The following is a 13,866-nucleotide window of genomic DNA, read 5'->3' on the forward strand; positions in this document are numbered from 1 at the left end:
ATTATAAAGTGTAAATTTTTTGTAAAGACATCCGTACAACCTAACATTTTCATTCAAATGACAAGTTAATATTCGTTTTTAACACTCTTTCTAGCTGCTTTTTTTGTTTTTCAGCTTGTACTTTTTCTGCTAATGCCGATTGCTCACATAAAATTCTAAACGTTAATCCTTCTTTATTTTCTGTTATGGATATCGTATCAACAAGCGATCTTTGTCTTACATTTAAAGCAGCTGAAAATTGTAAAACAGCCCCTAATAGGCGGATTTTTTTTTGTTCGCTTTTATCAAACCAACCTTCAAATGGAGATAAATGTTGTTTAAATAGCATTTTTGATTTATAAGATGCAATAAGCGCTAACCTCACTCGATCTTTATGCATCATGCCATCAATTGTTTTATTCGCCAATAAATAAAACGTGTGTAAACGACTCGCTTCTTCGTCTATATATTTTCCAATGTTAAATACTTTCGCTGCTTGATGGAATGCTTCCCAGTCTTTTATCGAAACAGAAATCAGTCCCATTTCTTCGAGTTGTTTACAAATCAATCTTCCATGTTTAATAAGTTGAATGACAAATTCCATATCCATTTCATATTCGTGTGATAACAAATGTAAGCTTTCTTCAACTACATTCGGATAATATGAAATCCCTAAATCTTTCGTCAACTCTTCATAGAAAACACCTTCTCTTAATCCTTTTTTGCTTAATACAAATGCCGTTGCTTCTATAATATTTACAAGTTTATGAAATACTTCAACCGCTGGAATAATTGTATCAGCTCGATCTTTTGCCAATCCTTCCATTTTCTGAAGTTCGATAAACGATTGTTTTTCTAATGTACCTTTTACATTTTCAATATCTTCTTCTTTCATTTTGTATAAATGTACTCCCGCTATAGGATAGTTTATTAAATTTTGGTGGATTTTTGCTAAGTTTCTCGCACTACCACCAATTGCAATAAGAGGCAATTTCTTATCAATTAACCATGGTAACGTTCGAAATTGACACTCTAAATACTCTCGAATTTCCTCTAATTCATCTTTAGTAGGAATATCACCTTTAATAAATAGATGTTTTAAAGAAAGCGCACCAAAAGGAAAACTATGGTACTCTAAAATCTCTCTATTTTTAATATATGTAACTTCCGTACTTCCGCCACCAATATCTACTGTTATTCCTTCCGAAAACGAAGTAGAATTCATAACTGCTAAATAGCCGTAACGTGCTTCCTCATATTCCGATAACACTCTAAGAGTAAAGTCTGTTTGTCCTTCAACAAGTTTTTTAATCTCCTCTTGATTCTCAGCCTGTCTAATTGTTGCCGTTGCAACACAAAGTACATGATGCAGCTGATGGAATTTTGTACTTTCTTGAAATTGAAATAATGTTTGTAACAATACTTCTTTACCTTCTTCATTCAAAACACCATCGATTAAATAATTTCTTAACCGAGCAACCACTTTCGTATTTTCAATTTCTTTATAAAAACCTCCATTTTGCTTTTCATAAATAACTAAACGCATTGTATTAGATCCAATATCTATAATGGCATATTGTTGTTTTAATAGTTCTTTCAAACTTCTCACTCTTTCATTATCAAATTTCAAAACACATTCTATTACTATTATACAAAATAGTTGTTTTTTGTAACAATATTGCTTTAATATTGAAAATGTATACAATCACTTTTTGCATATAATAAAAACCTCTTTTATTTATGTTATAATAATGAAAAATTGAAAGGAGATTCAATATGAAACCTTCACAACCACAATCTCAATTACAAAACCAACATCCTATTAATCGACTAGCTCAATCTATTTTCGTTGTGAATCGTCATGCCAAAGCTGCAACTAACCCTAAATATTTATACTGGTTAAAAAAGACAGCTTTAGAGCGTTTAATCGCCGAAAAAAAAGCAATTAAAGAAGGATTACATTTCTCTAGAAATCCACGTTTTAGCCAACAACAATCTGATGTTCTTATACGGTTAGGCGATTATTATTTCCACATCCCTCCTACGAAAGAAGATTTTCGAAACCTACCACATCTTGGTCATCTTGAATCCTCCTACCGAAACCCGAAAACAACCTTGTCTTTAACAGTTTCCAAAAAAACACTTCAAGATTATATTGGTCCTGAAGCACTGAAACAAGAAAAAAAATTAAGTGAACCTGTTCCATGGTATAGCCGCACTTATACAAAAAAATAAAACAGTTTGGCCTATGTTTGGCCAAACTGTTTTATTTTTTCTCTTCTTTAATTTTAATATTGGCTTGCTTGTAAAATGCAACTTTTTCTGTATTATAAGATTTCGTGAATTCATTAAACTTATCTTTTTCTGACTCAATATCCTTATACGATTGATTTACTACTTTAACTTTCTCACTAATATCTTTTAATTTTGTACCTTTATCTTGTAACATTGTATATAATTCTTTTTCTTGTTTTAACGATTTATTATAGCTGTCATACATTTTGTTAAATGAATCATGTCGTTTCTCATATGTGCTTTTCACTTTATCCGCTTGCTCTTTCAATTTCTTATCTTCAATTTTCTTCACATATTTATCTGCTGATTTCACTTCTTCTTGCGCCTTATTTAAAGATTCTTTTTCTTTTTTAAGCACTTTTTCTCGTTCATCTGTATTTTTCACTGCTTGGTTCAGTTTTTCCTTAACAGTTTGATTATTATCTTTTCCTTCTTGAACAATCTGGTTATATAATTCTTGTCCCTCTTTTTCTAAAGTTTCAAGTTTCTTTGCATCTTCAAACATTGTTTTTTCTTGCTTGGCAGCATTTTCAAATGCTACATATAATTCCTCTTCTGGTTTTGGCCCGAAACAACCCGCTAATAAAACCATTGATAATGTGGCTACAATTGCTAATTTACTATATTTCAACATCTTTTCCTCCTACTTATAAACGATCCTTGTGTAAAAAAGCTATAAAAATCATATAATCCTTCTATACACTTCACACTCGCATCTTTTTTACGAAGATCATCAGTATTGTTTATCATGCTTGTACACATTTATTACTTGAAATTATTTTTCACGTTATTCTCTTTGAATTATGTAGCAGTTTCATGTCCATCTACTAAGTATATTTCACTTTGCACTTTTCATTCTCTACTCACACTATGTATTACCTTAAAATACAATGGAATTCACCAGAGCCATAATAATTAGAAGAACAACTATAATAATTCACCTGATAAAAGATGATTGTCGATCTCTCACATCTATCATTCCCTTTCCGCTTTCTATCAAATAATCTCTTTGTTCATTTTACACAGTACAAATACTACCTCGCAACAACTTACAAATATTCTTTTCCTTTCCTAAAAAGGAAAAGTGTAGAGCATGTTTTCCTCTACACTTTTAAAATGAAACACATTGTGCAAATGCATTGACACATCCATCATAATTATATGCCTATTTCATATATTTTTAAAGACTTTTATTACAATAAAAGTTGTTTTTGTAATAAAAGTCAAAAAAATGTTACAATCCGAATTTCTTCATATCATATTTCTTCAACTCAAAGTTTTACTCATTGTCTTTCAAATTTCTATACTGGTACAATTGATTCTGTGCCTTTCTTAACAATTCTTCAAAAGTTTTCCCTTCTACTGGATAACTAGCAGCCCCAAGTAATAGCGTCACACTTAATAAACCACTTTCTATTTCACTTTCAATATTTTTCATTAATCGTCGTGTTATTGTTGATTTTTCATGACCATTATCAATCGCTACAATAACATATTTATTTTCATCCCATTTTGTAACGACATCACCTTTTCGAATCGTCTTTACAATAGTAGACTCCACTCTCTGTACTAACGCTTCCAACTTTTTTTCTTGCACTGTTTCCTTTAATCCCTCCCATTCTTTAACGGAAAGAATGTACACTGTAATATTGCGAGAATCTCGTTCAGATAAAGCAGCTACTTTTTCAAAAAAATCAACAACAAAATCATTACTTGCCATTCCCCCTACTTCCATATTCATACGTCCGTTTTCTCTTTTATCGTACCAATGGCCAAAGTAACAACTTAGCAACAGTTGCAAAATATAAATAATAAAGACAGTATAAAATGATCGCGAATCTAATTTTGCAATTACATCCTGAAGCGCAATCCATTCCGTAACAGCAACAGTATTCCCTAGTAATAATCCACTAATCTTCCCTTTATGTTTCATACTTCCTCTCCTTTCTATACCAATATATGTTTCTATAACAATAAAGTTTTTCTACCAAATAAAAAATGTACATATTCTATGTACATTTCCGCTAGAGCTTGTATTCCTTTTTTATTCTATTTCATATATATACTATATATCGTTTATAGAAAGGAGTGACCTATATGCTACAAAAAGAAAATCTATCAGATGCTATACGTTTACTAGCTGGTTTTTTGTTATCATTAAAGCTACTATTTACCTCTTTCGGAATAAACTTTATTACGAACGATCAAATCGACGCTATTGTAAATGTTATTTCATTTCTATTCATTCTATATTTTGGTTATAAAAATAACTATGTAGGAAAAAAAGGAATCGAACAAAAGAAAATACTCAAGAAGCACAACCTCCATTAAAAAAGGAACCTTTCGCACAGGTTCCTTTTTATCATTGCCGCACCACAACTTCATTTGTTTGCAAGGGGCCATATGAGACTGCTTTATGTTGAAATGTGTATGTAGCCTTAAACAATGCAGTTTTAACCGCTTTATCTTTATTTGCTTTTAATTTACAACTTAGTTCCACCTTCTCGTTCGGCAATAAATTATCGATTCTCCACCTTACAAGCTGGAATAAAAACTCGCTCATCCCCTTATTAACCTGCAGAGAATTCGGAATATACGAAAAGTAATCTCTAATCATATGACTTACAACGACTCGTGAAATCACTTCAATTCCTTTATTTTCAACTTCAATTCGCATAATAAGTATGTCGTTTACATCATAGATTAGTTCATATGAAAATTTTTCTTCATACATACTACGGATTTGTAATGTAACTGCTACATTAGGAAGTTCGCCTTCCTTTTTTGAGCCATCAATCCACAATACCGGCTGTAACGGTATTGTATCCCTTCCTTGATCCGAAATTCGCTTCCATATTTTCATAATATATATTCACCTCATTTCAGATGTACCATCCATACAATTCTATTCTTTCGCTTTACACAATAAACTACAAAAATGATGAACGCTTGTTACAAACGATATTTAATAGTTCCCTTCCTTTTATCCTATTCGACAATATAAAGAAAAAACCATTTTTCAACTGTTAACAGGAAGTATTCTTACTGAAATATTTTTTACAATTTACTTCATTGACTTTATAACAATATTCAGTATTGCTCACTCTTTTTCTTTCCATACAAAAGGATATTTTGGTGAAAGAAAAAGTTTGCCTTTTAGTCAAATTTGACTATAATATTCTTTATGGCATGTCAGTGCACTTATGTAAGAGAATTTAAGAGGAACTATGCTTTAGATTTTTATGCGTTGCATTTAAAACTTAATATAGTTTACTTATTATTAAAGGAGGGGCATATTTGGAAACTCAACTATCAAAAAAAGACTCCAACAATACAAAGTTTGTTGTTGCTGGTTTACTACTTGGTATTTTAATGGCAGCAATGGATAATACAATTGTTGCAACCGCAATGGCGACGATTGTCGGAGACTTAGGAGGATTTGACAAGTTTGTTTGGGTCACATCGGCATATATGGTAGCAACAATGGCAGGGATGCCTATTTTCGGAAAACTTTCTGATATGTACGGACGGAAACGTTTTTATATTGGTGGACTCATTCTTTTCTTATTCGGTTCTGCACTTTGCGGGACAGCATCTAGTATTGAACAATTAAGTATTTATAGAGCAATTCAAGGTATTGGTGGTGGCGCCCTTATGCCTATCGCCTTCACAATTATGTATGACATATTCCCGCCAGAAAAACGTGGGAAAATGACAGGGCTATTCGGTGCAGTTTTCGGGACATCAAGTGTATTTGGACCTTTATTAGGTGCCTATATTACGGACTATATAAGTTGGCATTGGGTCTTCTATATTAATATTCCATTAGGGCTTATCTCCTTCTTCTTCATTACTAAATACTACAGTGAATCTCTAGAATTTAGAAAACAAAAAATTGATTGGGCTGGTGCTATTACACTTGTCATTAGTATTATTTGCTTAATGTTCGCACTAGAACTTGGTGGTAAAACGTATGCATGGGACTCTAATGTAATTATCGGTTTATTTGCAACTGTTGTTATTATGCTTATTATTTTCTTCTTCGTAGAACGAAAAGCAACTGAGCCTATCATTTCTTTCCATCTATTTAAAAAACCTTTATTTGCAGCTAGCCAAGGCGTTGCCTTTTTCTATGGTGCTGCTTTTATCATCTGTACAGTTTATATCCCAATCTTCGTTCAAGGTGTTCTCGGAGGTTCAGCCTCAAATGCTGGATTAATTTTAACACCAATGATGGTCGGCTCTGTAATCGGAAGTCAAACAGGTGGACAGTTAGCTTCACGAACAAGCTATCGTAACATTATGATGGTATCTGGCGTTTTCTTCGTTCTTGGTATTTATTTACTAAGCACCTTAACAATGGACACACCTCGTATGCTCGTAACGCTATTTATGGTTCTCGCTGGACTTGGGGTTGGTTTCTCATTCTCAGTTTTAAGTATGTCTTCTATCCATAAATTAGAAATGAGAGACCGTGGTTCTGCTACATCAACAAACTCATTCTTCCGTTCACTCGGTATGACTCTTGGTGTAACGATTTTCGGTACAATTCAAAATCATATTTTTATTAATAAATTAAACACTGTGTTCCCTCCTGAACTTGCAAAATTAGCTCCAAAAGGTGGAGACACAAGTTTCTTATTATCACCAGGTGCTACCGAGAAGATTCCAGCAGAAATATTAACTGGTATTAAAGAAGCTCTCGCTACATCTATTGCCAACACATTCTTCTGGGCACTGATCCCAGCTGTACTAAGTATTATTTGTATTTTACTTATGGGAAATGAACGCCTATTTACAGGACCGAAAGCGAAACAAAAGCAAAAACAAGTAAGTTAGTATAAAAAAAGGAACGGCATATCCCTTTATGAAAAAGGATATGCCGTTTATAATATGTATAAAATCAAACTTTAATTAGTAGGGATACAGTTTTTATGTACAGGAGTTGAGACAGAATGAGCATGAAATTAGTCATTCTCGGCTTGCTACTCGAAGGAGATAAACATCCATATGAAGTGCAGCACATAATGAAAGACAGACAGATGGATTATTATATTAAATATGCAAAAGGATCACTTTATTACGCCTTCGAGCAATTAGAAAAGCAAGGTGCAATTCGCATTACAACTATTGTTCGTGATACGAATAGACCAGATAAAACAATCTTTCATATAACAGAGGAAGGTAAACAACTATTTCACACGTTACTCTTAAAACAGTTCGAAGCAAAAAACCAAATATATAAACCAATTTATTCAGCACTTTCTTTCACTCATTTTGGTGATGATCAAGAATTGGTTCCAATTTTAGAAAAAAAGAAACATGATACCGTTCAATATTTACATAAAATGCAAACTATATATGATTGCAGTAAAGGAAAAATTCCACGTGCACAACTATATATTTTACAAAGTGTTATTGAGCATATTACCGTTGAATTACAATGGTTAAGCACCCTCCTTAACGATGCCATAGCAGGACGACTTTCAAAATTTGATGTAGATGAAAATTGAGCGAGTAAAGAAGACGTTCCCTCTTCTTTACTCGCTCAATTTTTCTATATTTTCACATTCCATTATATATCATTAATCTGAAAAACACCTAAATTATTCAGAATATTAAGAAATAAAACCTTTGGAATTTTCTTATTTTAAAACAGTAGACAAAATTCCAAAAATTGTGTTAGAATTTGTTTCAATATCATATTGCTTGTTAAATTCCTTTCAAAAGGAAAATAGGTACACGAAAATTTCGTTTCGTGTTTAAAAGGGAAGCTTGGTGAAACTCCAACACGGTCCCGCCACTGTAAATGCTGAGATTTCTTTGTTAGTGCCACTGTGAGAACGGGAAGGTGAAAGAAATTATATGAAGCATAAGTCAGGAGACCTGCCTGTTTTAACAACACTGATAGATTCACGGATGATGATGAGGTGTTAAAACAAAAAGGAAGGCTTATTTTCTATGTCTTTGTACTTTTTGTTATAAGTATTTCCTAGTAAACGGAAATGCTTACTTTCAATTAGGGAGGAATTTAAAATGGCAATTCAAACAAGTAACTTAGGTTATCCACGTATCGGACTACAACGAGAATGGAAAAAAACATTGGAAGCTTTTTGGTCCAATAAAATTGATGAAGAACAATTTTTAACAACGATGAAAGAAATTCGCCTTCAACACGTAAAAGTACAGCAAGAAAAAGGAATTGAACTCATTCCAGTCGGCGATTTTACATATTATGATCACGTTCTGGATACTGCTTATATGTTAGGTTTTATCCCGTCACGTTTTTCTGAGTTTACATCTTACCTTGATGTATATTTTGCAATGGCGCGTGGCTCTAAAGATCACGTAGCTTCCGAAATGACTAAATGGTTTAACACAAACTATCATTATATTGTTCCTGAATATGAAGAGGGATTACAAATCTCTTTAAAAGATAATCGTCCACTTCGCTTATACGAAGAGGCAAAACAAGAATTAGGCGTAGATGGAAAGCCTGTTATTTTAGGACCATATACTTTCTTAAAATTAGCAAAAGGCTATAAACAAGATCAATTTGCTACTATTTTAAAACAGTTAATTACACCTTACGTACAACTACTTTCAGAACTACATGCGGCTGGTGCACAAATCATTCAAGTTGATGAACCGATTTTCGCTTCTTTAACTAAAGAAGAAATTCAGCATGCGAAAGAAATTTATGAAACTATTCGTAAAGAAGTTCCAAACGCGAATCTTCTTTTACAAACATATTTTGATAGTGTAGAAGAAAACTATGAAGAAATTATTACATTCCCTGTATCTAGTGTTGGTTTAGATTTCGTTCACGGTAAAGAAGGTAATTTAAATGCTATTGCGAAATACGGATTCCCAGCTGACAAAACTTTAGCAGTCGGTTGTATAGATGGCCGTAACATTTGGAGAGCGGACCTTGATGAAATTCTTACGTTATTTACAACGTTACAAAAACAAGTCCAAACAAAAGATTTCATCGTTCAGCCTTCTTGTAGTTTATTGCATTCACCAATTGATAAAACCGAAGAAACTCACTTATCGACTGAACTATTTGATGCGCTAGCATTTGCAAACCAAAAATTAGAAGAACTAGTTCTTATTCATTCTGCTTTGACTCAAGGTACAGAAAGCATTAGTAACGAACTTGAAACATATCGCAATGCGCACCATACAATACGTTCATCTGCTGCACGTAACCGAGAAGATGTCAAAGCAGCACGAACAGCACTAAAAGAAGAAGATTTTTCACGCCCTCTTCCATTTGAAAAACGATACGAATTACAACAAGTTGCTCTGCAGTTACCGTTGTTACCAACAACAACTATCGGTAGCTTCCCGCAAACAACTGAAGTTCGTCAAACGCGAAAAGAATGGCGTAACGGCGTTATCTCAAATGAACAATATGAGCAATTTATTGAAAAAGAAACAGAAAAATGGATTCGTTACCAAGAAGAAATCGGTCTTGATGTTCTTGTTCATGGTGAATTTGAAAGAACTGACATGGTCGAATACTTCGGTGAACGTCTTGCTGGTTTCTCCTTCACTAAAAACGGTTGGGTACAATCGTATGGTTCCCGTTGCGTGAAACCACCTGTTGTTTATGGTGATGTTGCCTTTATAAATGGAATGACTATTAAAGAAACTGTATACGCACAAAGCTTAACAGAAAAAGTAGTAAAAGGTATGCTAACTGGACCTGTCACTATTTTAAATTGGTCATTCGTTCGAAATGATATTTCAAGAAAAGAAGTTTCCTATCAAATTGCATTAGCACTTCGTCATGAAATTGAATTACTTGAATCGTCTGGAATTAGAGTAATCCAAGTCGATGAGCCAGCGCTTCGTGAAGGAATGCCACTAAAAGAAAAAGATTGGGATGCATATATTACATGGGCAGTTCAATCCTTCCTTTTAGCAACATCTTCTGTAGCCAATGAAACGCAAATTCATACGCACATGTGTTACAGTAACTTCGAAGATATTGTAGATGCTATTCGTGCATTAGATGCGGATGTCATTTCTATCGAAACATCACGTAGTCACGGAGAATTTATTGATACATTAAAACATACAACATATGAAAAAGGGATCGGTCTAGGGGTATACGATATTCATAGCCCACGTGTACCGAGTAAAGATGAAATGTTTGAAATCGTAGAACACTCTTTACAAGTATGTGATCCTAAATATTTCTGGATTAATCCTGACTGTGGTTTAAAAACAAGAAAAACGGAAGAAGTTATTCCAGCTTTAGAACACATGGTGCAAGCAGCAAAAGATGCTCGTTCCCTTTTAAAAACAAATGCATAACAAAAATGGGTTATCCTTCCTTAGGATAACCCATTTTTTATTCTTTACTTTCAAAAAAGAATTCGTATTGTAGTTTATATAACTCATCATCCGTTGGTTCTTCAAGAGGAATTACCTGCAATACAACTGTATACTCACCATTTGGAATAGGAATTTGAAATTTATTTGAAAGAATACTCGTTACAACGATACATTCATTTTTAACTGTAAAAGGAACCGTAACTGTTCTAATTACTTCTTCTTTCTCAATATGTTTTCCACAAGTCACTTTTATTTCACAAGTATAATCAGAAAGTGCTTCAAAAATAACAGTTCCATCCGCCTTAGCATAACCTCTATCAAAATCTTCATCCGTCCAGTCTACGTAAGGCTGTTCACCGTCATAGTTCATCAACATTAATTGTGAATAAGAAATTGTTAACTCCATCGTTCCCCTTCTCCTTCATTATGAAATATGTAACACTACTTCACTTCAAATTTCACACGCGTACCATCTGGATATTTATCTAACTTATTTCCTACCCAAGAACCTGCTCCGCGATTATCCGCTGGACTTATATATTCAATATGCGCCCCTTTTCCGCCTTCTTTACACATCGCCATTGGCCATTCATCACGATCATAGCCTTTTTTTGATGGATATGGAGCTAACGATAATTTCCTTCTATCTCCAGCACCACCACGATCAATTGTACAAACTTCTGAATGTCCTTCTTTTATAGCATCCGTAATATGTTTCCCTGTCTCTGGATATCGCTCTTTCGGAAATTCTAGAACTTGATCATACGCATTCGTTTTTTTGATACTTGTTTCCTCTGGAACAAGTACTTCATACACCGCTACTACAATAGAAAGAATTGCAATAATTGAAATGATAATACCTTTTATTTGCTTCATGTATACCTCCATGATTCTACCAGTTTCTTTTCCTCCGTTATTATAACAAACTTCTCCTGTATATGTTTTCAGACATTATTTTAGCTCTTCTTCGCCATTCCGCCAAAAATCTCTCATTTTTCTTCATCTTTTCACTAATGCTGTAGAAAACTAATAACCTTCCGACATTCTTTTTCAAAGGAAGTCCTCATAAAAAGATTGAAATGATATATACGATACTTTTTGGGGAGGAAATAACATGGAAGCTATCTATAAAACAAAAGATGTCACGAATAAAACAGGCATCCCAAAACATATAGTCCGTAAATATAGCCAACTGTTAGAGGAACATGGGTATATCATTTCAAAAACAGCTGATGCTCGTATTTATAAACTGGATGATTTAAAACTATTGAAATCTATACATGAAAGAGCTGCTAAACTGCAAGAAGATATTTCAGAAACGATACCTATTATTTTAAAAGAAAAAGAGGCCCCGCCTGTACCCGCTATACAAGATAAGCAAGAAATACAAACGAAAGAAAAAGAAGATGGGCGTAACTTTGAGGAGTTCATGTTAAAACTCGAAATGCTCGCTCAATTAAATGAAGCAATTATTCATCAAAATTCTACTCTAATTACACAAAATCGTTTGAAAGATGAAAAATTAGATGAATTGATGCAACAAGTTTATGTAAAAGAAGGCTCTCAAGAAAAAATGCTACAAGAGTTAGTTGATCACGCCGCTCAAACAGATGCCTTGCAAAAAGAAAAGATGGACTTATTAATGAATCATATGTATAAACGAGAATCCAAGCAAGAAGAAAAAATGAATAAACTCGTTAATCAAATTTATAATAAAGACAGTAACCGTGATACACAACTTATGCAAGTTATTCGCGAAATTCAAGAAACAAAAAGAATGGTCGCCGCCTCAAAAGAACAAGGTTTCTTCCATTCATTTAAAAGTTTATTTAGCCGAACAAAACAAGAAAGAACAAACGAATAAACAATATAAAATAAAAAGTTACCTTCCATCGGTAACTTTTATTCCTTATTTCTTACAGCTGGTAATATAATAATCGCTTCAGTACCTTTTCCGCTTTCGCTTTTATATTCCAGTGTACCATTATGCGCTTGTAAAATACTAAATGTCACCATAAGTCCTAATCCTGTCCCTTTTTCTTTTAAAGAATAATACGGTTGTCCAAGCCTTGCTAACTGTTCTTTTGTCATACCAACGCCACTATCTTTAACTCTTATTACGATTGTTTCGTCTTTTTGAACAGCCGTTACTTTTAAATATCCTTTATTTCCTTGAATTGCTTCAATACCATTTTTAACAACATTCATAATAGCTTGCTTCAATTTCGTCTTATCACCAATCGTATAAAGGCTCTCAGAAATCTCAACTTGCAAATATACACCTTGCATCGCTGCAAATGATGACATTAAAGTAGTCATTTCTATAAGTTGCGCGGATAAACAAATGTGTTCTTTTTTCTCAATTTGCGGTCTTGCTAAATTTAAATAATCTGAAATAATTTGTTCCGCCCGATCTAATTCAGCTAATACGAGACGCATATAGTCCTTATTCTTCATTTCTTCCGTACTTTCTAGCAATTGGATAAATCCACGAACAACAGTGAGCGGATTTCGAACCTCATGTGCAACACTTGCTGCTAATTCACTTACGATATTAAGTTTTTCTGATTTTTGCATCTCAGTACGTAGTAATGCGTTTTCATTTAAATATTCCGTTAAATACACCTGAAATACCATAGTCATAACCATAATAAGCGAGGCAAATATAAATCCGCTATATATTTGCGAAATATACGGTGTAAAACCTGTTTCTAACAGCACATTAATTATACCAAATACTAGAAAAACCAACACATAAAATGACGAAATCATAAATGCTAAAATTAGCTTCTTACCCCTTGAAAAAAGAGACCATTTCTTTGATAAGAACAATGGAACTATCAATAGAAATATTACTTCTACAACTGGAAGAATGCTCATTCCTTTTAGTGCCCATTCATATGTAACAAAAATAACTGCTGGGATTAAACCGACAATCCCACCATATAAAAAACCACTGACAATTGGGATTGGGTGAAAGTTATACCCGCAAACATTGTCAAAACAAATAGAATATGTCATGGAGAGAACGAGTGTAACGCTAGATAAAAACATAATAAAGTAACGATTCGGCTTCGGAGGCATTTCTTGATAGCGATTTAAACGAATCGCTTCATATAAAAATAATGGCAAAATAATGATGGCAATTTGGATCAATAAATCACGGATAAGCTCCATAGCCTCTCATCCCCTATATGTATTTTGATATGATTATATCATTTTATTAGTGTATTTGTTTTAAAATTT

The 13,866-nt window shown here is 33.3% G+C and carries 13 protein-coding genes and 1 riboswitch; of the genes, 6 read left to right on the forward strand and 7 right to left on the reverse strand.

All coding sequences use genetic code 11. From position 1 onward, the window contains the following. Positions 1–49: 49 nt before the first annotated feature. Positions 50–1,579 (reverse strand): Ppx/GppA family phosphatase, encoded by a 1,530-nt coding sequence (locus JDS92_RS11380; RefSeq protein WP_000661381.1) that lies wholly within the window; start codon positions 1,577–1,579, stop codon positions 50–52. Positions 1,580–1,755: 176 nt separating this feature from the next. Here JDS92_RS11380 and JDS92_RS11385 point away from each other — a divergent pair, with 176 nt between their 5' ends. Then, positions 1,756–2,214 carry a YkyB family protein gene (locus tag JDS92_RS11385; RefSeq protein WP_000804859.1) on the forward strand — a complete coding sequence of 153 codons (459 nt, stop codon included), beginning with the start codon at positions 1,756–1,758 and terminating at the stop codon, positions 2,212–2,214. 31 nt (positions 2,215–2,245) lie between these two features. On the opposite strand, the gene JDS92_RS11390 is transcribed toward JDS92_RS11385, so the two are convergent. Both JDS92_RS11390 and JDS92_RS11395 read right to left on the reverse strand, forming a co-directional pair. Next, positions 2,246–2,908 (reverse strand): YkyA family protein, encoded by a 663-nt coding sequence (locus tag JDS92_RS11390; RefSeq protein WP_000922477.1) that lies wholly within the window; start codon positions 2,906–2,908, stop codon positions 2,246–2,248. Positions 2,909–3,553: 645 nt separating this feature from the next. Then, the gene (locus tag JDS92_RS11395; RefSeq protein ID WP_097956928.1) at positions 3,554–4,207 is read right to left on the reverse strand and encodes a diguanylate cyclase domain-containing protein; all 654 of its coding nucleotides are present in this window, start codon (positions 4,205–4,207) and stop codon (positions 3,554–3,556) included. A gap of 164 nt (positions 4,208–4,371) precedes the next feature. Between JDS92_RS11395 and JDS92_RS11400 the strand changes: the two genes are divergently transcribed. Continuing rightward, positions 4,372–4,605 (forward strand): SPP1 phage holin family protein, encoded by a 234-nt coding sequence (locus tag JDS92_RS11400; protein WP_000939445.1) that lies wholly within the window; start codon positions 4,372–4,374, stop codon positions 4,603–4,605. A gap of 31 nt (positions 4,606–4,636) precedes the next feature. Here the strand turns inward: JDS92_RS11400 and JDS92_RS11405 are convergent, their stop codons facing one another. After that, on the reverse strand, positions 4,637–5,137 hold the full coding sequence (locus JDS92_RS11405; RefSeq protein WP_000708174.1) for a hypothetical protein: 501 nt from the start codon (positions 5,135–5,137) through the stop codon (positions 4,637–4,639). Between the two features lie 434 nt (positions 5,138–5,571). Between JDS92_RS11405 and JDS92_RS11410 the strand changes: the two genes are divergently transcribed. The 3 genes from JDS92_RS11410 (at position 5,572) to metE (ending at position 10,599) form a co-directional block, all read left to right on the forward strand. Beyond that, the gene (locus JDS92_RS11410) at positions 5,572–7,113 is read left to right on the forward strand and encodes an MDR family MFS transporter (RefSeq protein ID WP_000449889.1); all 1,542 of its coding nucleotides are present in this window, start codon (positions 5,572–5,574) and stop codon (positions 7,111–7,113) included. Between the two features lie 116 nt (positions 7,114–7,229). After that, complete coding sequence (locus tag JDS92_RS11415) at positions 7,230–7,787, forward strand: PadR family transcriptional regulator (RefSeq protein WP_000062055.1); 558 nt, start codon at positions 7,230–7,232, stop codon at positions 7,785–7,787. A gap of 206 nt (positions 7,788–7,993) precedes the next feature. Continuing rightward, a riboswitch (cobalamin riboswitch) is annotated at positions 7,994–8,182 on the forward strand. 128 nt (positions 8,183–8,310) lie between these two features. Beyond that, positions 8,311–10,599 carry a 5-methyltetrahydropteroyltriglutamate--homocysteine S-methyltransferase gene (gene metE, locus JDS92_RS11420; protein ID WP_199631948.1) on the forward strand — a complete coding sequence of 763 codons (2,289 nt, stop codon included), beginning with the start codon at positions 8,311–8,313 and terminating at the stop codon, positions 10,597–10,599. A gap of 37 nt (positions 10,600–10,636) precedes the next feature. Here the strand turns inward: metE and JDS92_RS11425 are convergent, their stop codons facing one another. After that, a complete protein-coding gene (locus tag JDS92_RS11425) occupies positions 10,637–11,026 on the reverse strand; it encodes a competence protein ComJ (protein ID WP_098137302.1) in 390 nt (129 codons plus the stop codon). Between the two features lie 35 nt (positions 11,027–11,061). Then, positions 11,062–11,496 carry a DNA-entry nuclease gene (nucA, locus tag JDS92_RS11430; protein ID WP_199631949.1) on the reverse strand — a complete coding sequence of 145 codons (435 nt, stop codon included), beginning with the start codon at positions 11,494–11,496 and terminating at the stop codon, positions 11,062–11,064. Between the two features lie 238 nt (positions 11,497–11,734). Here nucA and JDS92_RS11435 point away from each other — a divergent pair, with 238 nt between their 5' ends. Continuing rightward, complete coding sequence (locus JDS92_RS11435; protein WP_000387496.1) at positions 11,735–12,484, forward strand: DUF3967 domain-containing protein; 750 nt, start codon at positions 11,735–11,737, stop codon at positions 12,482–12,484. A 38-nt stretch (positions 12,485–12,522) separates the two neighbouring features. Here the strand turns inward: JDS92_RS11435 and JDS92_RS11440 are convergent, their stop codons facing one another. Continuing rightward, complete coding sequence (locus tag JDS92_RS11440) at positions 12,523–13,797, reverse strand: sensor histidine kinase (RefSeq protein ID WP_000420365.1); 1,275 nt, start codon at positions 13,795–13,797, stop codon at positions 12,523–12,525. Positions 13,798–13,866: the final 69 nt, after the last annotated feature.

Source organism: Bacillus cereus group sp. N12 (assembly GCF_016483575.1).
Taxonomy (GTDB): Bacteria; Bacillota; Bacilli; order Bacillales; family Bacillaceae_G; genus Bacillus_A; species Bacillus_A toyonensis.